Raw genomic sequence first — 23,645 nt, forward strand, 5'->3', positions numbered from 1 at the left:
CCGCGACATCAACGGCGGCAGCCTCGGCAGCCGCCGTTTTGTTTTGGGGCAAAGAGGGCCGTCCTACTGCTCCTGCTGCGGGTCGAGCGCGTCGCGCAGGCCGTCACCCAGCAGGTTGAGCGACAGCACGACGAGGAAGATCGCAAGTCCCGGCCAGATCGCCATCCAGGGCGCGTTGGTAAGGAAGCGTTGGGCGGCGTTGAGCATGCTGCCCCAGGACGGCGCCGGCGGCTGCTGTCCGAGGCCGAGGAACGACAGCGCCGCCTCGGCGATGATGGCGGCGGCGACCGACAAGGTCGCCTGCACCAAGAGCGCCGGCATGATGTTCGGCAGGATGTGCCTGACCGCGATCTGCAGGTCGGTGTCGCCGACGCTGCGCGCGGCCTCGACATACTCCTCGACCTTGACGTTCAGCACCTCGCCGCGGGTCAGTCGGACGAAGATCGGGGTCGCGGAGATGCCGATCGCGATCATGGCGTTGCCGAGGCTCGGACCGAGGAACGCGGCCAGCGCGATCGCCAGGATCAGGAACGGGCAGGCCAGCATCGCGTCGGTGATGCGGCTGATCAGGGCGTCGACGAAGCCGCCGCGGTAGCCTGCGATCATGCCGATCGGCACGCCGATCGACAGCGCGATGACGACCGAGATGGCGCCGGCGAGCAGCGAGGCGCGCGCGCCGTAGAGGACGCGGGCCAGGACGTCGCGGCCGAGATCGTCGGTGCCGAACCAATGCGCCGCCGACGGCGCCTTGCGGACCAGCGTCCAGCTCGTCTTGAGGGGATCGTAGGGCGCCACCAGCGGCGCTGCTACGGCGAGCAGGATGAAGGCTGCGATCAGGCCGAGCCCGACCATGGCCCCCTTGCGCTTGACGAGCTGGCGCCAGGCGCGCTGCATTGGCCGTTCGAGCGGGGCGAGGGCGCGGGCGCCTTGCGGTGCTGACAGCATCGTCTCGGCCATCTCAGCTCCTCAGCCGCGGGTTGACGAGGACGTAGGCGAGATCGGCAATCAGGTTCAGCATGATGTAGACGGTGGCGGTGACCAGCACGACGCCCTGCACGACGGCGTAGTCGCGATTGAACACGGCATCGACGATCAGCTTGCCGAAGCCGGGGATCGAGAAGATCTGTTCGGTCAGCACGGCGCCGGACAGCAGCGTGCCGAGCTCGAGCGCCCCCAGCGTGATCACCGGCGTCAAGGCATTGCGCAGCGCGTGACGCAGGATGACCTGGCGCTCGGAGATGCCCTTGGCGCGCGCGGTGCGGATGTAGTCGCTGCCCAGGACCTGCAGCATCGCGCTGCGGGTGTGACGCATCAGGATCGCGGCGATGGCATTGCCGAGCACGAAGGCTGGCATGATGGTGGCGGCGAGGCTGGCGCGCCAGTCCTCGGCCAGCGGGACATAGCCGGAGGCGGGCAGCCAGCCGAGCTGGATCGAGAACACGAAGATCAGCATGATGCCGAGCCAGAAATTCGGCGTCGAGATGCCCCACAGCGCAAACAGGTTGGCGGCATAGTCCCACGCGGTCCCGCGCTTTACCGCGGAGATGATGCCGGCGGGAATGCCGATCAGGAACGCGATCACGATCGCCATCGATGCGAGCTGCAGCGTCACCGGCAGCTTCTGCAGGATGAGGTCGCGCACCGGCATCTTGATGCGCAGCGACTCGCCGAAATCGCCTGAGAGCACGCCCTTGATCCAGTAGCCATATTGGACGGGCAGCGGCTGATCCAGGCGATATTGCTTACGGATCTGCTCGATCACAGCCGGATCGCGCTCCTCGCCGGCCATCACGAGGGCAGGATCGCCGGGCAGCAATTGCTGCAGCGAGAAAATCAGGATCGAGACGAAGATCAGCGTCGGGATGATCTGGGCGAGGCGGCGGACGAGGAAGGTCAACATGATGCGCTCGCCTGTCTGCAGGTCGTCATGGCCGGGCCTGTCCCGGCCATCCACGTCGTTCGGCACGCTGGGAACGACGCGGATGCCCGGGACGTGCCCGGGCATGACGGAGTCACTAATCGCCAGGATCTTTGGTCGTGACGGCTCTGCATCTTTTTGTGCAAGCGAGGTCGGAATGCGTGGCACTCCCCACCCCAGCCCTCCCCCACAAGGGGGGAGGGAGCAGAGCGAGCTTGCCGCGCCGGTTGCGCGTTCGAACGAACAGGAGCCGCCCGACCGCTCACTTCAGCTTCAGTCCGACCACGCGCAGCAGGCCGTCCGGCATCGGCTTGAAGCCTTCGAGCCTGGTGGTCTGCGCGAACAGGAACTTGCGGTGATAGAGGTAGAGGATCGGCTCATCCGCCTGCTGCTCGCGCACCAAGGTCTCGTAAATCGCCTTGCGCTTGGCCATGTCGGACACGAGCCGCGCATCCTCAAGCGCCTTGTCGGCCGCGGCATTGCTCCAGGCGCTGTAGTTCAGCGCCGCGCCTGAATGCAGGTGGTTGAACGCGTTGCCGTCGGGATCGCTGCGGCCGCTCCATTCGAGCATGAAGGCCTGGTACTCGCCGGCTTCCGCCTGCTTCAGCGAGGTCGCGAACTCGGTGACGCGGATCTTCAGATCGAAGCCGGCCTCGGCGGCCATCGCCTGCAGCACCTGGGCCGCAGCCTCGCTCTCGCTCTCCTTCGACACCATGAAGTCGACCGCGACCGGCGGCGTCACGCCGGCTTCCTTCAGCAGCGCCTTGGCCTTCTCGACGTCGCGGCCGCGCACCGGGAAGGCGGTCTGGTAGTACGGATTCTCGGGATTGACGAACTGGTTGCCGGGCTTGAACTCGCCGTTGAAGATCACCTGGTTGAGTGCCTCGCGGTCGATCGCCAGGTCCAGCGCCTGGCGGACCTTGGCGGACTGACTCAGCGCCCCCTTGGATTTGTCCTTGCCGATGTTGATTGTGAGGCCGCGATAGCCGAGGCTGGTTGCGGTCGACAGCTTCAGCCGCTTGTCGCTCGTGACATCCTTGATGTCGGTGGCGAGCAGCCGTTCGATCATGTCGAGGCTGCCGGATTTCAGATTGGCGAGCCGCACCGTGGCGTCGACGATCGGCTGATAGACGATCTTGTCGATGAAGACGTTGTCCTTGTTCCAGTAGTCGGCGAACTTCTCGAACACGATGCGGTCCTGCTGGACGCGCTCGACGAACTTGTAGGGGCCGGCGCAGACCGGGCGCAGGCCGAACTTGTCGCCGGCCTCCTTGGCCGCCTTCGGCGACACCATCATCCCGGCTCGGTCGGTGAGCTGGGCGAGCAGCGGCGAGAACGGCGTCTTTAAAACGAGCTTGATCGTCAGGGGATCGACCACGTCGACATGATCGAGCGAGGCGATCTCGGGCTTGCGGAACGAGCCGGGCATGCTGAGGTGGCGGTCGAGCGAGAATTTTGCCGCCTCGGCATCGAACGGCTCGCCGTCGTGAAATTTCACGCCGGGGCGGAGCTTGATCGTGACGTCCTTGCCGTCGGCGGAGGTCTCGTGCGACAGCGCCAGCTGCGGCACGATATTCAGCTTCTCGTCGATGTCGAACAGCTTGTCGCAGACAGCGGCGAAGACGATGCGGCCGACATAGGTCCGCGCCATGGTCGGATCGAGAATGTCGGCATCCTCGGCGAGCCCGATGCGCAACGTGGTCTGTGCCTGCGCGGTCGCCCCGCACGAGGCCATGACAACAGCCGCGGTTGCGGCCAAGCACCAGTTCCTCATCATCCGATTACCCCTCGGCCATGCCGCCTGCGTTGTTGCACCATTCATACCAACCCCGGTGATGCGCCGTCCTTCCGGCCGCTCATGTCTGGTTCGCGAGCGCAGCCGCGATGCCGGCGTCGATCGTCGCGCGATCGGTGATGCCGGCTGGATTCTCGCGCGTCGGCATGAACTGCCGGAACACCGCCCAATGCTTGCGGCTCACGCTCTCCAGCCGTTCGAGCTCGGCGAGCGGATCGGCATGGTCATCGACGCGCAGATCGAGCTCGGCCCATTCCTCTTTGCCGTGGATGACGAGCGCCGCCGACTGTCTGCCGCGCTTGTCGCCGCCGGCGGCCTCGCCAGCCTGCATCGCCGCGATCAGGCGCCGGGCGAAGGGGAGAGTGCTGTTCGCGAGAAAGGCGTTCGCGGTCTCGTTCAGCACCTGCGGACCAGCCAGCATGTTGCCCGCGATGGAGAAGCCCTGGCCTTCGAGATGGCCACACCAGTCGATGCAGTCGTGGCCCGTGTGGGCGGCGATCTGGCCGTTGCGGTCGAGGATGTGGACTTGCCGGCTCTCGCGGCCGGGATCGGCCGCCGTCAGCAGCTGCACGATCTCGCGCGGATGCCGGCCATCGCGCAGCAGCGCCGCGCCGTCGATACCGTAATACGGATTGACCAGCGCCTGCGTGGCGATGCCGCCGTGGCCCGCGACGATGAACGGAACGCGCGCGCCGACGGCGAAGAAGCGCGTGGCGACGGCGATGCCGATCTGGCCGGTTGTGTCGTCCTTGGCAATGATCGACCAGGTCATCGGCGTCTCGCTGTCATCGTCCGGCGGCGTAGCCCTGCATGCCACGCGGATTGGCGGCGGCGCGACGGCGTCGGCTGACACGCGAGGCCGCGGTGAGGCGGCCCTCCGACCAGTCGGGCCCGACCTCGACGACATGGCCGCGGCGGCGCAGCTCCTCGACGGTCGTCTTGGGGACGCGGTTCTCGACCACGAGCACGCCGGGCCGCGCGGTGCGTGGCCAGAACGAGATCGGGAAATGCTCGGAGTGCCAGGCCGGCGCGTCGATCGCTTCCTGCAGGTTCATGCCGGCATGAACGTGGCGCAGGAAGAACTGCGTGTTCCACTGGTCCTGCTGGTCGCCGCCGGGCGAGCCCCAGGCGACGTAAGGCTCGCCGTCGCGCAGCGCCATGGTCGGCGACAGCGTGGTGCGCGGCCGCTTGCCCGGAACCAGCGCGGCCGGATGATCCTCCTCGAGCCAGAACATCTGCGCGCGCGTGCCGAGGCAGAAACCGAGCTCGGGGATCACGGGCGAGGATTGCAGCCAGCCGCCGGACGGGGTCGCCGAGATCATGTTGCCGTCGCGGTCGATAATGTCGAAATGCACGGTGTCGCCGCGCACCTCGCCGAAGCGGCCCACGGTGGGTTCGCCCGAGCCCATTGCACCGACGGCCTCGCGATGGCCCTGCGCCTCGCGCAACTGCACCTTGGCGCCATAGCCGTCGAGCTTGCCGGGGCGCAGCTCCAGCGACGCCTTGTCGGTGATCAGCTTGCGCCGCTCGTCATTGTACGCATCCGACAGCAGCGTCTGGATCGGGATGTCGGCGAAGTTCGGATCGCCGTAGAACGCCTCGCGATCGGCGAACGCCAGCTTGGCGGCTTCGATCTGCCAATGGATGAAATCGGGACCGGTCGGGTCGAGACCGTCGAGCGCGAAGCCCTTGAGCAGCGCGAGCTGCTGCAGCAGCACCGGGCCCTGGCTCCAGACGCCGGCCTTGCAAACGGTGTAGCGGCCGTACTCATAGGTCAGTGGCGCCTCGATGGTCGGCTGCCAGCGCGCCATGTCGTCGGCGGTCAGCACGCCCTTATGGCGCGTGCCCGAGACGTCCATGACCTCCTGCGTCCGGCAGAAGCGGTCGATCGCCTCGGCGACGAAGCCCTGCGACCACGCTTTGCGCGCCCGCTCGATCTGCGCGTCGCGGTCGCCGCCCGCGCTCTCGCCTTCGCTGAGGATGCGCGCATAGGTCTCGGCGAGCTGCGGATTGGTGAACAGCGTGCCTGGCTTCGGTACCTCGCCATGGGGCAGATAGAGCGCCGCTGAAGTCGGCCAATGTGTCTTGAACAGCTGCTCGACGGTCTGGATGGTCGCCGAGACGCGCTCGACCAGCGGATAGCCGTCGCGCGCGTAACCAATCGCCGGCTCCAGCACGTCGCGCAGCCGCATCGTGCCGTAGTCGCGCAACAGCAGCATCCAGGACTCGAAGGTGCCGGGCACGCAGGCCGCCAGCAGCCCGGTGCCGGGCACCATGTCGAGGCCTTCGCGCTTGTAGTGCGCGATGGTGGCGTCTGCTGGCGCCGGGCCCTGACCGCAGATCACCTCGGTGCGTCCGCGCTTCACGTCGTGCAGGATGATCGGCACGTCGCCGCCGGGTCCGTTGAGATGCGGCTCGACGACCTGCAGGGTGAAGGCCGCAGCAACGCCGGCGTCGAAGGCATTGCCGCCGCGCTCCAGCATCGCCATGCCGACCGCAGTGGCGAGCCAATGCGTGGAGGTGACGACGCCAAAGGTGCCGTCGATCTCGGGGCGGGTCGTGAAGGGATCGGGATTGATGAAGCTCATGGCGCCCTTTGATCTGGCCTAATCATTCGCCGTCATTGCGAGCCACCCGGTCCGCGCGAAGCGCGGCCGGATGACAGGCTCAGCGAAGCAATCCAGGGCTGCGGACGACGCCCTGGATTGCTTCGTCGCTTCGCTCCTCGCAATGACGACTTCATTCAAATTCTGTCTCGCCGCGTCACGCAACTGATGCCGTCGCAACGACCTTATCGACCGGCTGGTTCACCACGTGGCAGGCGACGCCGCCGATCAGCTCCGGGGCCTGTTGACGGCACAGATCGAACGCCATCGGACAACGCGGGTTGAAGGTGCAGCCCGAAGGCGGATTGATCGGGTTTGGAATCTCGCCCTTGACCGGAATGCGCTGGCGGCCGGACATCGACAGATCCGGCACCGCGCCGAGCAGCATCTTGGTGTAGGGCATGCGCGGATCGTTGAAGAGCGTGCGCCCTTCCGCGATCTCGACGATGCGGCCGAGATACATCACGCCGATGCGGCTCGCCATGTGCCGCACGACCGCGAGATTGTGGCTGATGAACAGATAGGTCAGGCCGAACTTGTCCTGCAGGTCGCGCATCAGATTGAGGATCTGCGCCTGCACGGACACGTCGAGCGCCGAGGTCGGCTCGTCGCAGACGATGAAGTCGGCCTCGGAGGCGAGGGCCCGCGCGATCGCGACGCGCTGGCGCTGGCCGCCGGAGAATTCGTGCGGGAATTTCTGCCCGTCATCCGGATGCAGGCCGACCAGGGTCAGCAGCTCGCCGACGCGGTCCTTGATCTGGCGCTCGCCCTCGATGACGTTGAAGGCGCGGATCGGCTCGGCGATGATGCTGTCGACGCGGAAGCGCGGATTGAGGCTCGCATACGGATCCTGGAACACCATCTGGATGCGGCGGCGCAGCTTGCGCCGCACCTGGGCCTGGCGCGCTTCGCTCATCGACACGCCGTCGATGATGACTTCGCCGGAGGTCGGCGCCAGCAACCCGACCACCATGCGCGCGACCGTGGTCTTGCCGGAGCCGGACTCGCCGACCAGCGCGAAGGTCTCGCCCTTCCGAATGCCGAAGCTGACGCCGTCGACCGCCTTGAGAAACTCCTGCGGCTGCCGCTCGATCACCCGGTTCAGCCAGGGTTTCGACACGTCGAACACCCGGCGCAGATTCTTGACCTCGACAAAATCGCTCATGCCGCGGTCTCCGTCGCACGATCATACAGATGGCAGGCGACTGCCTGCGTGCCCTGGCGCAGCGGCTCCGGCCGGTCGACGCGGCAGCGGTCGAAGGCGGAGCTGCAGCGCGGATTGAACGAGCAGCCGGGCGGGATCGCGGACAGCCGCGGCATCGCGCCCGGGATCTGCACCAAGCGCTTGTCCTCACCCGCGAGCGTCGGGATCGCACCCATCAGGCCCTTGGCGTAGGGGTGCAGCGGGTTTTTGATGACCTCCTGCACCGGGCCGATCTCGGCGACGCGACCGGCATACATCACGGCGACGCGGTCGCAGGTCTCGGCGATCACGCCCATGTCGTGGGTCACCAGCATCACGGCGGTGCCGTGGTCGCGGCCGAGCCGCTTGATCAGCGAAATGATCTGCGCCTGCACGGAGACGTCGAGCGCGGTGGTCGGCTCGTCGGCGATGATCAGCTCCGGCTCGGCGCACAGCGCGAGCGCGATCACGACGCGCTGGCGCATGCCGCCGGAGAATTCGTGCGGATAGCCGTCGATGCGCTTCTCAGGGGCGGGGATTCCGACCTCGGCGAGCAGGTCGATGGCGCGCTTGCGCGCCTGCTGGTCGGTGAGGTTGGTGTGGGTCTTGATGGTCTCGATGATCTGGTCGCCGACGCGATACAGCGGATTGAGCGAGGTCAGCGGATCCTGGAAGATCATGCCGATCCGCTTGCCGCGCACTTTGCGCATCTCCTCCGGCGGGAGGTTGTCGATCCGCAGGCCGGACAGCAGGATCTCGCCGCCCGAGATGCGGCCGGGTGGATCGATGAGGCCGATCACGGCGAGGCCGGTGACGGATTTGCCGGCGCCGGATTCGCCGACCACGCCGAGCACCTCGCCTTTGGCGATGTCGTAGGAGACGCTGTCGATCGCGCGCAGCGTGCCGCGCCTTGTTTCGAACTCGACCTGCAGATTGCGCACGGACAGAACGGGGGCGGTCATCAGGTCAGACCTTCATACGCATGAACGGGATCATCGCAGTTTCGGGTTGAGGGCGTCGCGCAGCCAGTCGCCGAGCAGGTTGATGGCGAGGATCAGCCCGGCCAGGGCGAGGCCGGGAAAGGCGACGATCCACCATTCGCCGGCGAACAGGTAGTTGTTGCCGATCCGGATCAGGGTTCCGAGCGAGGGCATCGTCTCCGGCATGCCGGAGCCGAGAAACGACAAGGTCGCCTCGGTGATGATCGCAAGCGCCAGATTGATGGTCGCGATGACGAGCACGGGGCCGGTGGTGTTGGGCAGCACGTGACGCAGCATGATGACCGGCGCGGGCAGGCCGATCAGTTGCGCGGCGGCGACATAGTCCTTGTTCTTCTCGACCATGACGGAGCTGCGCACCGTGCGCGCATATTGCACCCAGAACGACAGGCCGATCGCCAGCACGAGGACAGCCAGCATGCTCAACCATTCCAGATGATTGCCGGACACCGATTTGGCGATGCCGTTGACCAGGAGCGCGATGAGGATCGGCGGGAAGGTGAGCTGCACGTCGGCGATGCGCATGATCACGGTGTCGACGCGGCCGCCGAAATAGCCGGCGATCAGGCCGAGCGCGATGCCGAGCGCGCCGGAGAACACCACGCCGAGAATGCCGACGATCAGCGAGATCCGCAGGCCGTAGAGGATGGCCGAGAGCACGTCGCGGCCCTGCTCGTCGGTGCCAAGCAAGAACGGGCTCTGGCCGTCGGCGGTCCACAGCGGCGAAATGCGCGAGTTCAGGAGTTGCAGCTGCGCCGGATCGAACGGATTCTGCGGCGACAGCACGGGCGCAAAGACAGCGAGCAGGAAGAAGATGAGCGTGATCGCGGCCGCGACCACCGTCAGCTTCGAACGCCGGAACGAATAGAACAGGTCGCTCGCGAGCGCGCGCTTGAGCCAGCCATTCTTGACGGTGTGGGGGGCCTGGACGGGCGTGGGGTGGGGAAGGGCGGCGTCGCTCATGATCAGGCCGGGCGGCTGATGGTCGCGCGCAGGCGCGGATCGACCACGGTGTAGAGGATATCAACCACGAGATTGATGGTGACGAAGATCAGCGACACCATCATCAGGTAGGCCGCCATGATCGGGATGTCGACATTCTGCACCGCCTGCACGAACAACAGGCCCATGCCCGGCCATTGGAACACCTGCTCGGTGATGATCGAGAACGCGATCACCGAGCCGAATTGCAGGCCGACCACGGTGATGACCGGAACCAGCGTGTTGCGCAGGGCATGGCCGAAATGGATGGCGCGGGTGGTCAGCCCGCGGGCGCGGGCAAAGCGGATATAGTCGGTGCGCAGCACCTCCAGCATCTCGGCGCGGACCAGCCGCATGATGAGTGTCATCTGGAACAGGCCGAGCGTGATCGAGGGCATGATCAGCGCCTTCCATCCGGAGGCGGTGAGCAGACCCGTCGTCCACCAACCGATCTTCACGACGTCGCCGCGGCCGAACGAGGGCAGCCAGCCGAGCGTGACCGAGAACAGATAGATCAGCAGGATACCGATCAGGAAGGTCGGCAGCGAAATGCCGATCAGCGACACCATCTGGAACAGCTTGGCCATCAGCGAGTCGCGGCGCAGCGCCGAGAACACGCCCATGATGATCCCGAAGAACAGCGCGAGGATGGTCGCGCAGATCGCGAGCTCCAGGGTCGCCGGCATGCGCTCCTTGAGCAGATCGGAGACCGGCTGCCGGAACTGATAGGACACGCCGAATTTGAACTGCGCGGCGTCGAACAGATAGCGGCCGAACTGCACGATGAAAGGATCGTCCAGGCCCAGCGATTCACGGACGCGGGCGCGTTCCGCGGCGGAGGCGTCGATCGGCACGATCTGGCTGACCGGGTCGCCGGCGAAGCGGAACATGGCGAACGCGATGATCCCGACGGCGATCATGACGCCGATGGCCTGAATTGCTCGGCGAAGCGTGAAGGCGAGCATCTGGTCCTTTCAGTCCCTTCGATCGCGCGGCGGGTAGCACCTGTCGCGAGAAATGAAAAGTCCCGAAAAGCAGTTCTGCTTTCCGGGACTTGAGATGGTCGGAATCCTACTCGGTCTTAGTGGCCAAGTACATCAGCACGAGGTTGTCGGCGCGCAGCGCAATCTTGACCTTCTTGGACACGCCCCAGGCCACGGCCTGCTGGTGCACCGGGATATAGCCGTAGTCCTTGATGCCGATCTCGAACGCCTGCTTGATCAGCTGATTGCGCTTGGCGGCGTCGGTCTCGACCAGGACCTTGTCGGTCAGGGCGTCGAACTCCTTGTTGCAGTAATTGCCGAGATTGGCCTCGCCGCGGGTCGGGTCCTTGGGATCCTCGCGGCAGCCCATGATGTCGTGCATCACATTGTGGGCGTCCATCGACGACGGGGTCCAGCCGAGCAGGAAGAACGAGGTGTTGTAGCCGCCCGGCTTCAGCACCTTGGCGAAATACTGCGCCTTCGGTTGCGCGTTGAGGTTCACCTTGACCCCGATCCGGGCGAGCATGCCGACCACCGCCTGGCAGATGGCGGCGTCGTTCACGTAGCGGTCGTTCGGGCAGTCCAGAGCGACTTCGAAGCCGTCGGGATAGCCGGCCTCTGTCAGCAGTTTCTTGGCGCCGTCCGGATCGTATTTCGGCCTGGTGAACTCCTTGGACAGCGGGAACAGTTCAGGTGCAATCATCAGCGCCGACGGCGTCGACAGGCCGCGCATCACGCGGGTCTTGATCAGCTCGACATCAATGGCCTTGTAGAACGCCTCGCGGACACGGATATCCTTGAACGGGTTCTTGCCCTTGACGTTCGAATAGAGCAGCTCGTCGCGGCTCTCGTCCATGCCGAGGAAGATCGTGCGCAGCTCGGGTCCCTTCAGGACCTGGGCATTGGGGCTCGAATCGACGCGGCCGATGTCCTGCACCGGCACCGGCTCGATGATGTCGACCTCGCCGGACAGCAGCGCCGCAACGCGGGTGGCGTCCGAGGAGATGGTGGTGAACACGATCTCCTTGATGTTGTGCTCCGGCTTGCGCCACCAGTTCGGATTGACCTTGAACACCGTCTTCACACCGGGCTGATGGCTCTCGATGATGAAGGGGCCGGTGCCGTTCTCGTGCAGTGCCGCGTAGCTCGGTGTCGTTGCCGACACCGGGGTCGGCGCGACGGAGTTGTTCTCCTCGCACCACTTCTTGCTCATGATGTACCAAGTATCCCATTGCGAGATCAGGATGGGATTGGGCGCATCGAGCTTCACGTCGACGGTGTAGTCGTCGATCTTGACGAACTTGGCGTCGGGCGGAACGTTGGAGAGGAAGTTCGAGCCGGTGGCGCGAACGCGGTCGGCGGAGAAGATCACGTCATCGGCGGTGAACGGTTCGCCATTGTGGAACTTGACGCCCTTGCGCAGGTGGAAACGCCAGCGGGTCGGCTCGGGGGTTTCCCAGCTCTCGGCCAGCGCAGGAATGATCTTGAGATCCTTGTCACGGGCGGTGAGACCCTCATAAACGTGGGCGTGGTGCGCGATCGTGGTCGATTCCTTGAAAGTATAGGGATCGAGCGATTTGAGGGTGCCCTGGTTGGCATAGCGCAGGGTCTGGGCCGAGGCCGGCAGCCCCGCGAGGCCAACGAGGATGGCGGCCGCCGCAATGAGCAGGGATTTGCGTCCCGACATATGTTCAAATTCTCCGCGTTTGACGCTTGTTTTCTCGGCAGGACGGGTCACATCCGGCCTGCCTTGTTTGAAGTTCGTGAGTTCTGCAGCGCCTCTTGCACGAACTTCAAGAAGCAACAGGACGCCGGGCGATGTGCTTGCAAGTCTGATGCCGCACCGGAAGAACTGCTTCCAAGGGCTGCGCCGAGCGGCGCCTTCGGACCCGCGGCACCTCGATGTCAGCATGTTGCCAGAGTTCAGCAGCGCCACACAAGTCCGGTTGGTTGAAGCCTAAACGATATGGTTAGTCCTCGCTCGTCCGCGTGCAGCGCACTCAAGCGTGGATATGCGGTCCTCGGGCCCGGCGGGCCCATGGATTGAGCATGCCGCAGGAATTGCGCGGCTGCAGCAAAGCGCCGCTTGCTAGAGAGGGGCGAGGGCGGTGATACTGCTACCGTTCGCCTTCGGCGACCGGGTCGGTTCTGCCGTGTTGCGGGAAATCGACCGGAGCGCCGACGGGGAGAGCCATGAACAGCGCGGAGCGGAAATGAAAGTCAATATCGAGATCGATTGTACACCGCTCGAGGCCCGGCAGTTTTTCGGACTTCCCGATCTTGGCCCGATGCAGGCCGCCGTGATGGACCGGCTGCAGCAGCAGATGACGAGCAACATCGACAAGCTCACGCCCGAAGCCATTATGCAGAGCTGGTTCACCTTCGATCCGCGGCTTGCCGAACGGTTCCAGGATCTGATGCTGACCATGACGGGGCTCGGCGGCAGCCGTTCGAACGACAAGAAGTCGGCCTGAATCGAGCCCTCGGCTCGCCTCGGGGTTTCCGGCATCAGCACGGAGCGGAGCGGGCGCCGCGTCGAGAAGCGAGGCCATTACATCGGCGCCATTACATCGGCGCATGGGCCTGCACCATGCGTGCGCTGGCGACCGGCGGCAAGCCGGCGATGACAGCTGAGGGGAGGAGCGATGACCGATTCGGCTTGGATGCCGCCGCTGCAATTCGCCACGACGAACGGCATTCGCATGGGCTATTACGAGGCCGGCCCTGCGTCCGATCGGCCGCCCTTGATCCTGTGTCACGGCTGGCCGGAGCTCGCATTTTCCTGGCGGCATCAGATCAGGGCGCTGGCGGAAGCCGGCATCCGCGTGATCGCGCCCGACCAGCGCGGCTATGGTGCGACCGATCGCCCGGAGGCGGTCGAGGCCTATGACCTCGAACAGCTCACGGCCGACCTGGTCGGCCTGCTCGATCATCTGAAGATCGACAAGGCGGTCTTCGTCGGCCACGATTGGGGCGGCTTCGTCGTCTGGCAAATGCCGCTGCGGCACCCGGACCGCGTCGCCGGCGTGGTCGGCATCAACACGCCGCATCTGCCGCGCGCGCCGGCCGATCCGATTGCGATCATGCGCAAGCGCTTCGGCGACATGATGTACATCGTGCAGTTCCAGGATCCGGCGCGCGAGCCGGATCGCATCTTTGCGAACCGGGTCGAGCAGACCTTCGATGCCTTCATGCGCAAGCCGTTGCCGCGTCACGATGCGCCGCCGACCGAGCCGCCCGCCGGCGGCATCGCCGCGCCGCCCTCGCTCAATCTGGCGTTCCCGCAGATGATTGCCGCCTATGATGCCGCCAAGGATACGCGGCAGCCGATCCTGTCGGAGGCGGAGAAGCGGGTGTTCGTCGAGACGTTCACGCGCACCGGCTTCACGGGCGGCATCAACTGGTACCGCAACATGACCCGCAACTGGCAGCGCTCGGAGGGACTCGACCATACGGTCCGCGTGCCGTCGCTGATGATCATGGCGGAGAACGATGCCGTGCTGCCGCCGTCGGCCGCGGACGGCATGGAGCGACTGGTGCCGGACCTGGAAAAGTATCTCGTCAAGGACAGCGGCCACTGGACCCAGCAGGAGCAGCCGGCGGAGGTCAGCGCCAAGCTGATCGAATGGCGGCGGCGGAGGTTTGGGTAGGGACGGGACGGCTCGCTGAGTGCCCGCGGTTCCGAGACCGCTGAGCACCGATCCTGAGCCGCGTACCGGTTCTAAGCCGCCTGCGCGTTTGCGCCGTGGGCGTGCTTGGCGATGGCGTCGATGATCTGCGGCCAGGTCGGGGTCGGGATGGCGTGGCCCATCTTCTCGATCATCAACAGCTTGGCATTCGGAATCGACTCCGCGGTGTCCGTGCCGGCGGCATGATGCACCAGCGGATCGACCTTGCCGTGGATCACGAGCGTGGGCGCCGTCACCTGATGCAGCCGCGGCTTGCGGCTGCCGGAGGCCAGGATCGCGCGGAGCTGGCGGCCGACACCGGCCGGATGGGGACCGCGGGCGAAGCAGCGTTCCGCCAGCACCACGTCGCGGGCCTCGTCCTCCGGAAACGAGCCGGCGCGCAGCACCTTCCAGGTCTTCTGGAAGCGTCGGACGTACTCGTCCTTGGTTTTCGGCGGCGGCGCCATCAGCAGCATCGCGACCTCGCGCGTCGGCGGCGGAAGCCGTGGATTGCCGGTCGTCGACATGATCGAGGTCAGCGAGCGGACGCGTTGCGGGAAGCTGAGCGCGATCTCCTGCGCGATCATGCCGCCCATCGAGGCGCCGACCAGATGCGCTGATTTGATGTCGAGCGCGTCCATCAGGCCGACCGTGTCCTTGGCCATGTCGATGAGCTTGTAGGGCGCCGCGACCGGGATGTTGAAGAAGCGCAGCTTGATCAGCTCGAACGGCGTCAGCCGGCGCCCGCCATGCATCTTGCTCGATTGGCCGATGTCGCGGTTGTCGAATCGGATGACGCGGAAGCCGCGGCTTGCGAGCTGTTCGCAGAACTCGTCGTACCAGATGATCATCTGGGCGCCGAGTCCCATGATCAACAGGAGAGGGGGCGCCGCCGGGTCGCCGAAGGCCTCGTAGCAGATGTCGATACCGTTGGCGCGGGTGATGTGCGGCGGCTGATGGGCGGTTGCAGTCACGTGATCCCTCTTTCAAGGCCAACGAGCCCTCTATGCCATGCTTCCGCGGACCGAGAGAAGCGGCCGCATGATCCTGCCGCATCGCAGCGAGGGCGTGCTATGATAGGTTGTACTCTGAGTCTTTGTGTGGCCTGAAGGAGCGTGCCGATGGTGAATAAATCCGGCGATCCGATCGCGTTCTGGCAACAGATGGTCGGCGAGATGCAGAAGAGCTTCACGGCCTTCACACGGCTGCGACCGATGGGCACGACGTCTCATCCATCCTCCGACGATTCCGCAACTGGTTCTGGAACCGGACAGAAGCCTATGGCCGATCTCATGGAAAACTACTTCGCCGGCATGAATGTGCCGAGCCGTGGTCAGCTCACCGCGTTGAATGATCGGCTGGCGTCGATCGAAAGCGAACTGGCCGAGACGCGGGCGCTGTTGAAGGAACTCCTGGCAGCAAAGGCGCCCGCAGTGGCTCCGCAGCTGGCGGCCGATGTTGGTCCGCAGTTGAATGAGATCAAGGGCTTGCTCGATACGCTTGTCGCCGCATCCAAAGTTCAGCCTCGCGCGCCGGTCGACCTCACGCCGGAGCTCAATGAGATCAAGGCCTTGCTGGACGGGCTTGTTGCCGCGTCCAAGGCGCCGCCAGAGCCGACCGCGCCTGCGGTTGATGTGACGCCTCAGCTCGGCGAGATCAGGGGCCTGCTTGACAAGCTCCTCAACGCCACGCGGCCCTCTGACACGGCACCGCTCGAAGCGGAGCTGCGCGAGATCCGGACGGCGCTGGACACGTTGCTGAAGGTGTCGCAGCCAGGCGAGGGCGAGCCCACAGCAACCGAGGTGGTTCCGAGAGCGTCGGAGCGGCCTGGCAAGTCGCGCAACAAGAAGCACGGCGGCGCCCCGGCCGGCCCGGGTGCGCGTCCAGGCAATGACGTGCCGTCCGGCAGCTGACCGGGCACTCCTCCCTCCCTTCTGCTTCCGGAATGGTGCATTGCAACATTAATGTTGCGATGCACCATTGTTGATGGTATAGTTGAGTTACTCCGGTTTCATGAGGGACGGAGCGAGCCCATAGCTCAGATGCATTGAGGATGGAGACAGTCATGAGCGAGACCAACACCGTGTTCGACACCGTCAAGGATGCCTTTGCGCCGGTGACCGACGCGTTCAAGAACCTGCAGACCATGGAAGTGCCGGAGTCGGCGCGCGAGTTCGTCAAGAAGACCGCGTCGACCGCCAAGGAGCGCGCCGCGGAGGCCCTGGCCGGCTCCGAGAAGGTGACCTCGGCGATCGAGACCGCCGTGTTCGACGGCGTGACTGAGGCCGGCAAGATCAGCCGCAACATCCAGCAGGCGCTCTACCAGGACACCGAAGCGTTCTTCGACGGCATCGATCGGCTGGCGTCCGCCAAGTCGCTCAGCGAAGCCGTTCAGATCCAGGGTGAACTGGCCCGTGCCCGCGGCGAGGCGCTCGTCGCCCGCGCCAAGTCGACCAGCGAGTATGTCGGCAAGCTCGTCACCGAGGGGGCCAAGCTCGCCCAGGAGAACATGGCCAAGGCCTACAACAAGACCGCCTGATCGCCTCCGGCGCGTCAGCCGATCGACCTCCAAGGCCCGCCTCTCGCGGGCCTTTTCTTTTGTGATCAGGCGAAACCGGCTAAAGCGGAGGCCATGCCGCAGCCGCTGTCTCGCATCGTCAACCAGCTCAAGAGCGAGCCGTCGCGCACCGGCTCGCTGATCATCACCGTGTTCGGCGACGCCATCGTGCCGCGCGGCGGCAGCGTCTGGCTCGGCAGCCTGCTCGCCTTCTTCGAGGGGCTGGCCATCGATGGCAGCGTGGTGCGCACGGCGATGTCGCGGCTGACGGCGGAGGGCTGGTTCGAGCGCAGCAAGAGCGGCCGCCACAGCTTCTATCGCCTGACCCGGCGCGGCGAGCAGACCTTTGCCGGCGCCACCCGGCACATCTACGACTCCCCGCCGGCCGAATGGAACGGCAGCTTCGAACTGCTCTTGCTCGGCAGTGCCGATGATCGCGAGCAGGCACGCACCGTGCTGCGCGACGCCGGGTTCGGCAGCCCGCTGCCCGGGGTGTTCGTGGCCCCCTCCAGCATCGCCGTCCCCGACGCCGTGGAAGGCGCGATCCGGCTGCAGGCCTCCGCCGGATCTGACATGGCGCGACGGCTGGTGGCAGAGAGCTGGGCGCTGGAGCGGACGGCGGAGGCCTACCGCAAGTTCAGCGCGTCTTTTGCCCCCCTCAAATCCAGCATCGAACGCGGCGAGGCGCTGTCGGACGGGCAGGCCTTCACCGCGAGGGTTCTGCTGATCCATCACTATCGCCGCATCGTGCTGCGCGATCCGCTGCTGCCGGCGGAGCTGCTGCCGGGGAACTGGCCGGGCCGGCAGGCCCGGGCGCTGTGTGGCGAGATCTACCGGCTGCTGCTGCCGGGCTCGGAGCGCTGGCTCGATGCGCATGCGATCAACGAAGCAGGGCCGCTGCCCGCCGCCGCTGCGGCGCTGCTGCGGCGGTTCGCCGACGTTGATGAGGCGCCCTGATATATTACAAAATTCGATTGCACGAATAAAATTCCGTTATATATTGGCGGCAACCTGGGAGGACGCCGCCGCATGTACACGCAGGCGCTTAATTCGCCCGAGGAGGGCAGCCTCGCCGAGGACGCCGTGCGCGCCTCGCGATTTCAGGCCCGTATCGATGCCGAGGAGCGCATCGAGCCGAACGACTGGATGCCGGCGGCCTATCGCAAAACGCTGGTCCGGCAGATCTCCCAGCACGCCCATTCCGAAATCGTCGGCATGCTGCCCGAGGGCAACTGGATCACGCGCGCGCCGAGCCTGCGCCGCAAGGCGGCGCTGCTCGCCAAGGTCCAGGACGAATGCGGCCATGGGCTGTATCTCTACGCCGCCGCCGAGACGCTGGGCGCCTCGCGCGAGGAACTGGTCGACGCGATGCTGGCCGGCAAGGCGAAGTACTCCTCGATCTTCAACTACCCGACCCTGACCTGGGCGGATATCGGCGTGATCGGCTGGCTGGTCGACGGCGCCGCGATCATGAACCAGATCCCGCTGTGCCGCTGCTCCTATGGCCCCTATGCCCGCGCGATGATCCGCGTCTGCAAGGAAGAGTCGTTCCACCAGCGCCAGGGCTACGAGATCATGCTGACCTTGTGCCGCGGCACGGCCGAGCAGAAGGCCATGGCACAGGACGCGCTGAACCGCTGGTGGTGGCCGGTGCTGATGATGTTCGGCCCGCCCGACCAGGCCAGCCAGCACAGCGACACGTCGACCAAATGGAAGATCAAGCGCTTCTCCAATGACGAGCTGCGCCAGAAGTTCATCGATGCCACCGTGCCGCAGGCGCAATATCTCGGGCTGACCATTCCTGATCCCGAGATGACGCAGGACGAGCAGGGCCACTGGCGGCACGGTCCGATCGACTGGAACGAGTTCAAGCAGGTGCTGGCCGGCAACGGCCCGTGCAACCGTGACCGGCTGGCGGCGCGCCGCAAGGCGCATGCCGACGGCGCCTGGGTGCGCGAGGCGGCGGCAGCCTATGCCGAGAAGCGCGCGCGCCGCCAGATGGCGCAAGCCGCCGAATAGGACAGGGGAGAGCGACATGGCGACGCCGAACACGCCGTTGTGGGAGGTCTTCATCCGCAGCCGCAACGGGCTCGCGCATAAGCATTGCGGTTCGCTGCATGCGCCTGATGCGACCATGGCGCTGCAGGCCGCGCGCGACCTCTACACCCGTCGTGGCGAGGGCCTGTCGATCTGGGTGGTGCCGTCGAGTGCGATCACCGCGTCGGACCCCGCTGACAAGGCCATGATGTTCGAGCCGGCGGAATCGAAGATCTATCGCCACCCGACATTCTATGAAGTGCCCGAGGAAGTCGGGCATATGTGATTGTGCGCGGCTGTCAGCCGTCGTCATTGCGAGCGCAGCGGCGCAATCCAGACTGCCTGCTCGGATGAATTCCTGGATTGCTTCGCTGCGCTCGCAATGACGGAGTCTGTGGCGGGCTTGATCGGATTACAGCTATGACCGCACCCTCGATCATCGTCTCGGAAACGCCGCTGGTGCTGTACACGCTGCGCCGGGCTGATGATGCGCTGATCCTGGGGCATCGGCTGTCCGAATGGTGTGGCCATGCCCCGATGCTCGAAGAGGACATGGCGCTGTCCAACATGGCGCTCGATCTGATCGGCCAGGCGCGTGAGCTGTATGGCTATGCGGCGAAGGTCGAGGGGCGCGGTAATGACGAGGACAAGCTCGCTTATCTGCGCGACGTCCGGCAGTACCGCAATCTCCTCTTGGTCGAGCGTCCCAACGGCGACTTCGCGCACACGATGGTGCGGCAGCTGTTCTACGCGGCGTTCGCCGATCTCTATTGGCGCGGCATGATGGGCTCGACGGATGCGACCCTGGCGGCGATCGCAGCCAAGTCGGAGAAGGAATCCGCCTATCATCTGCGCCATGCCAGCGAATGGGTGATCCGGCTTGGCGACGGCACCGATGAGAGCCACGCCCGCGCGCAGGTCGCGGTCGACGATCTCTGGGCCTATACTGGCGAGATGTTCGGCGCCGACGATGCTGAGCGCGGCCTGATCGATGCCGGTGTCGCGATCGATCCGACGATGCTGCTGCCGGAGTGGCTGTCGATCGTCTCGCATGTCGCGCGCGAGGCGACGCTGACCCTGCCGGAAAACGACTGGATGCAGCAGGGCGGCCGCGACGGCCGCCACAGCGAGCATCTCGGTCATCTGCTCAGCGAGCTGCAATATATGCAGCGCAGCTTCCCCGGTGCGACATGGTAGTCGCGGACCTCAGCCCTGCCGAACTGCGCCAGCGCGCCTGGGAGGCGGCTGCGTCGGTGGCCGATCCGGAAATTCCGGTGCTGACGATCGACGATCTCGGCGTGCTGCGCGAGGTCGAACTGGTCGGCGATCGCGTCGACGTCGCGATCACGCCAACCTATTCCGGCTGTCCGGCGATGAACATGATCGCCTTGGAAATCGAGCTCGCGCTGGAGCGCGCCGGTTTCCGTGAGGCCAGGGTGCGGACCGTGCTGTCGCCGGCCTGGACCACGGACTGGATGAGCGAAGAGGGACGCCGCAAGCTGCGCGACTACGGCATTGCCCCGCCGCAGTCATCAAGCGGCCGGCGCGCGCTGTTCGGCGTCGCCGAGGTGGCATGCCCGCAATGCGGCTCCGTCGACACCGAGCAACTCGCGGAGTTCGGCTCGACCTCCTGCAAGGCGCTGTGGCGTTGCAAATCGTGCCGCGAGCCGTTTGATTATTTCAAATGTCACTGATGCCACATCCGTCATCGCGAGCGCAGCGACGCGATCCAGGGCTGCGCGTGCAGCTCTGCATTGGTCCGTCGCTTTGCTCCTCGCAATGACGCGGGGATAGGATCGATGTCGACAACGCCACGCTTCCATCGTCTCGCCGTTCGTGACTTGCGCCGTGAGGCGCCTGATGCGGTGTCGTTGACCTTTGCCATTCCGAACGAGCTGGCGGCGGACTATCGCTTCGCGCCGGGGCAATATCTCACCCTGAAGACCATGCTCGGCGGCGAGGAGATCCGGCGCTCCTATTCCATCTGCTCGGGCCCTGACGACAACGAGATCCGCATCGCGGTAAAGCGCGTCGATGGCGGCGCGTTCTCCAGCTTCGTCACCGACGAATTGAAGCGCGGCGACGAGATCGACGTGATGACGCCGACCGGCCGTTTCGGCGTGGCGCTGCAGCCCGAGGCTGCGCGGACGCATGTCGGTTTTGCGGCGGGCTCGGGCATCACGCCGATTTTGTCGATCGTCAAGGCCGTGCTGGCGCGCGAGCCGCACAGCCGCTTCTTCCTGTTCTACGGCAACCGCACCACCGCCGGCATGCTGTTCCGCGAGCAACTCGAGGAGCTGAAGGATCGCTTCCTCGAGCGCTTCTCGGTGTTCCACGTCATCTCCGGCGAGGAGCAGGATCTGCCGATCCTGCACGGCCGGCTCGACGGCGAGAAGGTGCGCGTGCTGCTGCGCTCGCTGGTGCCGGCCGACAGCGTCGACCACGTCTTCATCTGCGGCCCCACCGGAATGAGCGAGGACATCGAGGTTGCCTGCCGCGCGCTGGGCATCGCCGACGAGCGCGTGCATATCGAGCGTTTCGTCTCCGGTGCTGGCGGCAAGCCGCGGCCGAAGATGGTCGTGCCCGACTCCGCGCCGCCGAAAGCGATTGCCGCCTTGATCATCGACGGCAAGCGCCGCGAGGTGCCGGTTGCCGACGGCGAAGCCATCCTCGACGCCGCGCTGCGCGCTGGTGTCGACCTGCCGTTCGCTTGCAAAGGCGGCATGTGCTCCACCTGCCGCGCGAAGCTGGTCGAAGGTAAAGCGGAGATGGAGCTGAACTACTCGCTGGAGCCGTGGGAGTTGCAGGCGGGATTTGTGCTGACATGCCAAGCGAGGCCGGTGACGGAGCGGGTGGTGGTGGACTACGATCATATGTGAGGAAGCACTTGTGATCGGGCCTCATGGTTCGAGACGCGCCGCGTACGAGAGTTTCGCCTAGCGTTGGCCCGATCGGCGCGGCGCTCCTCACCAAGAGGGTCCGGCTCCGATGCCGGCGCTGCACATTGGCCATGAGCAGCGTGCTCATGGAGAGGGGCTGCTTTGCCGCGCTCCGGTCCGCTATCCCGCCGGCCTTCTGTCCTTGATCCGCTTCGCCTTGCCGGCCGAGCGCTCCAGCGTATCGGGCGGGACCGCCTTCACCTTTGCCGTCACGCCGATCGTGTTCTTGATGTGGATCGAGATGCGTTCGGCGTGCGCGCCGAGGCCGGTTTCGTCCCAATGTTCGGGCCGGGATTCCGCGTAGATGGTCAGCTCGTCCATGCGGCCCTCGCGCGTGAGCTCGATCATGAAATGGCCGCCGCACCATTCGGTGGTGAGCAGGATTTCCTCGATCTGCGACGGGAACAGATTGACGCCGCGCAGGATGATCATGTCGTCGGAGCGGCCGGTGACCTTCTCCATCCGACGCATGCCCGGCCGCGCGGTGCCCGGTAGCAGCCGTGTCAGATCGCGGGTGCGATAGCGGATGACTGGGAAGGCCTCCTTGGTCAGCGAGGTGAACACCAATTCGCCCATCTCGCCGTCGGGCAGCACCTTGCCGGTGTCGGGATCGACAATCTCCGGATAGAAATGATCCTCCCAGATGTGCAAGCCGTCCTTGGTCTCCAGGCATTCCTGCGCCACGCCAGGGCCGATCACCTCGGACAGGCCGTAGATGTCGGTGGCGTCCATCGCGAAGGCGTCCTCGATTTCGGCGCGCATCGCGTTGGTCCAGGGCTCTGCGCCGAAGATGCCGATTTTGAGCGAGCTCTGCCGGGGATCCAGCCCCTGGCGCTTGAACTCGTCGAGGATCGCCAGCATGTAGCTCGGCGTCACCGTGATGATGTCGGGCCGGAAATCGTTGATCAGCTGCACCTGCCGCTCGGTCATGCCGCCGGAGATCGGCACCACGGTGCAGCCGAGTTCCTCGGCGCCGTAATGGACGCCAAGCCCGCCGGTGAACAGGCCGTAGCCATAGGCATTGTGAATGATCATGCCGCTGCGGCCGCCGGCGGCGCGGATCGAGCGTGCCATCACGTGAGACCAGGTCGCGATGTCGTTTCGGGTGTAGCCGACCACGATCGGTTTGCCGGTGGTGCCCGAGGAGGCATGCACCCGCACCAATTGCTCGCGCGGCACGGCGAACATGTTGAACGGATAATTGTCGCGCAGGTCGGTCTTCACCGTGAACGGAAATTTGGCGAGATCGGCGAGCTCGCGGAAATCCGACGGATGAACGCCGGCCGTGTCGAAGGCGCGGCGGTAATGCGCGACGTTGTCATAGGCGTGCTTCAGCGACCAGGCGAGGCGTTTTGTCTGCAGCGCCATGATCTCGTCGCGCGAGGCGCGCTCGGTGGCGTCCATGTCGGGCACGTAGCTGCCGGCCGATTGATGCTTGGGCGATGTCATGGCGTCGGATCCTCCGGCAGGGGGCGGGGCGAAAGGAAGCTGCTTCAGGTCGCGTTGGCTGTACCGGATGGCACCAGCGCGCCACCGATGCTGCGCGAATGGCCGCGGAATTCAGCAATCACGGTGCCGGCCGCGGTCACGCGGACGTCGTAAATGCCGGAGCGGCCGCTGCGCGAGATCTCGCTCGCGCTTGCCGTCAGGACATCGCCGAGCTTGCCCGGCCGGATGAAGCTGATGCTGCCCTGCGCGGCAACGGTGCGGTCATTGTGCGAGTTGCAGGCGAAGGCGAAGGCGGAGTCGGCGAGCGTGAAGATGAAGCCGCCATGGGCGATACCATGGCCGTTCACCATGTGCGGCTGGATCGTCATCTGCAAGGTGGCGCGTCCCGGGCCGATGTCGATGATCTGCATGCCAAGCCCCTGGCTGGCGCGATCGTCCTGCCACATCGCGTCGGCGCAGGCGCGGGCGAGCGCGTCAGGGGAGAGCGTCGCGGCGTCGCTCATCGCCACGGCTCCCGGACTTCAAAGGCCG

At 65.7% G+C, this 23,645-nt stretch carries 23 protein-coding genes; 10 read left to right on the top strand and 13 right to left on the bottom strand.

Going from position 1 to position 23,645, the window contains the following annotated elements; translation table 11 throughout:
* Positions 1–63: 63 nt before the first annotated feature.
* The 10 genes from HL671_RS33445 to HL671_RS33490 form a co-directional block, all read right to left on the bottom strand.
* Positions 64–894, bottom strand: a complete 831-nt coding sequence (locus HL671_RS33445; protein WP_012042997.1) for an ABC transporter permease — start codon at positions 892–894, stop codon at positions 64–66.
* A gap of 64 nt (positions 895–958) precedes the next feature.
* Positions 959–1,900, bottom strand: a complete 942-nt coding sequence (locus tag HL671_RS33450) for an ABC transporter permease (RefSeq protein WP_172242579.1) — start codon at positions 1,898–1,900, stop codon at positions 959–961.
* 280 nt (positions 1,901–2,180) lie between these two features.
* Positions 2,181–3,653, bottom strand: coding sequence for an ABC transporter substrate-binding protein (locus HL671_RS33455; RefSeq protein WP_172242582.1), 1,473 nt, complete (start codon positions 3,651–3,653; stop codon positions 2,181–2,183).
* 121 nt (positions 3,654–3,774) lie between these two features.
* Positions 3,775–4,485: a DUF1028 domain-containing protein gene (locus tag HL671_RS33460; protein ID WP_172242510.1), complete on the bottom strand. Its 711-nt coding sequence runs from the start codon at positions 4,483–4,485 to the stop codon at positions 3,775–3,777.
* A 13-nt stretch (positions 4,486–4,498) separates the two neighbouring features.
* The gene (locus HL671_RS33465) at positions 4,499–6,301 is read right to left on the bottom strand and encodes a gamma-glutamyltransferase family protein (RefSeq protein ID WP_172242513.1); all 1,803 of its coding nucleotides are present in this window, start codon (positions 6,299–6,301) and stop codon (positions 4,499–4,501) included.
* A gap of 175 nt (positions 6,302–6,476) precedes the next feature.
* Positions 6,477–7,484, bottom strand: coding sequence for an ABC transporter ATP-binding protein (locus HL671_RS33470; protein WP_172242516.1), 1,008 nt, complete (start codon positions 7,482–7,484; stop codon positions 6,477–6,479).
* Positions 7,481–8,464, bottom strand: coding sequence for an ABC transporter ATP-binding protein (locus tag HL671_RS33475; protein WP_172242519.1), 984 nt, complete (start codon positions 8,462–8,464; stop codon positions 7,481–7,483). Before HL671_RS33475 ends, HL671_RS33470 begins: the two co-directional genes overlap by 4 nt.
* Positions 8,465–8,494: 30 nt before the next feature.
* A complete protein-coding gene (locus HL671_RS33480) occupies positions 8,495–9,463 on the bottom strand; it encodes an ABC transporter permease (protein WP_172242522.1) in 969 nt (322 codons plus the stop codon).
* Positions 9,464–9,465: 2 nt separating this feature from the next.
* Complete coding sequence (locus HL671_RS33485) at positions 9,466–10,446, bottom strand: ABC transporter permease (RefSeq protein ID WP_012043005.1); 981 nt, start codon at positions 10,444–10,446, stop codon at positions 9,466–9,468.
* 106 nt (positions 10,447–10,552) lie between these two features.
* Positions 10,553–12,151, bottom strand: a complete 1,599-nt coding sequence (locus HL671_RS33490) for an ABC transporter substrate-binding protein (protein WP_012043006.1) — start codon at positions 12,149–12,151, stop codon at positions 10,553–10,555.
* Between the two features lie 526 nt (positions 12,152–12,677).
* On the opposite strand from HL671_RS33490, the gene HL671_RS33495 reads away from it, so the two are divergent.
* Both HL671_RS33495 and HL671_RS33500 read left to right on the top strand, forming a co-directional pair.
* Positions 12,678–12,938, top strand: coding sequence for a DUF6489 family protein (locus tag HL671_RS33495; protein WP_012043007.1), 261 nt, complete (start codon positions 12,678–12,680; stop codon positions 12,936–12,938).
* A gap of 171 nt (positions 12,939–13,109) precedes the next feature.
* Positions 13,110–14,114, top strand: coding sequence for an alpha/beta fold hydrolase (locus HL671_RS33500; protein ID WP_012043008.1), 1,005 nt, complete (start codon positions 13,110–13,112; stop codon positions 14,112–14,114).
* 71 nt (positions 14,115–14,185) lie between these two features.
* Here HL671_RS33500 and HL671_RS33505 read toward each other — a convergent pair whose 3' ends face one another.
* Positions 14,186–15,106: an alpha/beta fold hydrolase gene (locus HL671_RS33505; protein WP_172242525.1), complete on the bottom strand. Its 921-nt coding sequence runs from the start codon at positions 15,104–15,106 to the stop codon at positions 14,186–14,188.
* 147 nt (positions 15,107–15,253) lie between these two features.
* Between HL671_RS33505 and HL671_RS33510 the strand changes: the two genes are divergently transcribed.
* The 8 genes from HL671_RS33510 (at position 15,254) to paaE (ending at position 21,605) form a co-directional block, all read left to right on the top strand.
* A complete protein-coding gene (locus HL671_RS33510) occupies positions 15,254–16,045 on the top strand; it encodes a hypothetical protein (protein ID WP_172242528.1) in 792 nt (263 codons plus the stop codon).
* Between the two features lie 152 nt (positions 16,046–16,197).
* Positions 16,198–16,671, top strand: coding sequence for a phasin (locus HL671_RS33515; RefSeq protein ID WP_012043011.1), 474 nt, complete (start codon positions 16,198–16,200; stop codon positions 16,669–16,671).
* A gap of 93 nt (positions 16,672–16,764) precedes the next feature.
* On the top strand, positions 16,765–17,646 hold the full coding sequence (paaX, locus tag HL671_RS33520; protein ID WP_012043012.1) for a phenylacetic acid degradation operon negative regulatory protein PaaX: 882 nt from the start codon (positions 16,765–16,767) through the stop codon (positions 17,644–17,646).
* A gap of 72 nt (positions 17,647–17,718) precedes the next feature.
* Positions 17,719–18,708 (top strand): 1,2-phenylacetyl-CoA epoxidase subunit PaaA, encoded by a 990-nt coding sequence (gene paaA, locus HL671_RS33525; protein WP_012043013.1) that lies wholly within the window; start codon positions 17,719–17,721, stop codon positions 18,706–18,708.
* Between the two features lie 16 nt (positions 18,709–18,724).
* Positions 18,725–19,012 carry a 1,2-phenylacetyl-CoA epoxidase subunit PaaB gene (gene paaB / locus HL671_RS33530; RefSeq protein ID WP_012043014.1) on the top strand — a complete coding sequence of 96 codons (288 nt, stop codon included), beginning with the start codon at positions 18,725–18,727 and terminating at the stop codon, positions 19,010–19,012.
* Positions 19,013–19,146: 134 nt separating this feature from the next.
* The gene (gene paaC / locus HL671_RS33535; protein ID WP_172242531.1) at positions 19,147–19,923 is read left to right on the top strand and encodes a 1,2-phenylacetyl-CoA epoxidase subunit PaaC; all 777 of its coding nucleotides are present in this window, start codon (positions 19,147–19,149) and stop codon (positions 19,921–19,923) included.
* A complete protein-coding gene (gene paaD / locus HL671_RS33540; protein ID WP_172242534.1) occupies positions 19,917–20,420 on the top strand; it encodes a 1,2-phenylacetyl-CoA epoxidase subunit PaaD in 504 nt (167 codons plus the stop codon). The genes paaC and paaD overlap by 7 nt, the downstream gene beginning before the upstream one ends.
* Positions 20,421–20,525: 105 nt before the next feature.
* Entirely contained in the window at positions 20,526–21,605 is a 1,080-nt protein-coding gene (paaE, locus tag HL671_RS33545) for a 1,2-phenylacetyl-CoA epoxidase subunit PaaE (RefSeq protein WP_172242537.1), read from the top strand.
* A gap of 180 nt (positions 21,606–21,785) precedes the next feature.
* Here the strand turns inward: paaE and paaK are convergent, their stop codons facing one another.
* Entirely contained in the window at positions 21,786–23,114 is a 1,329-nt protein-coding gene (gene paaK / locus HL671_RS33550) for a phenylacetate--CoA ligase PaaK (RefSeq protein WP_172242540.1), read from the bottom strand.
* A gap of 44 nt (positions 23,115–23,158) precedes the next feature.
* Positions 23,159–23,617 (bottom strand): hydroxyphenylacetyl-CoA thioesterase PaaI, encoded by a 459-nt coding sequence (gene paaI, locus HL671_RS33555; protein ID WP_172242543.1) that lies wholly within the window; start codon positions 23,615–23,617, stop codon positions 23,159–23,161.
* Positions 23,618–23,645: the final 28 nt, after the last annotated feature.

This window comes from Bradyrhizobium denitrificans (assembly GCF_013179005.1).
Classification (GTDB): domain Bacteria; phylum Pseudomonadota; class Alphaproteobacteria; order Rhizobiales; family Xanthobacteraceae; genus Bradyrhizobium; species Bradyrhizobium denitrificans.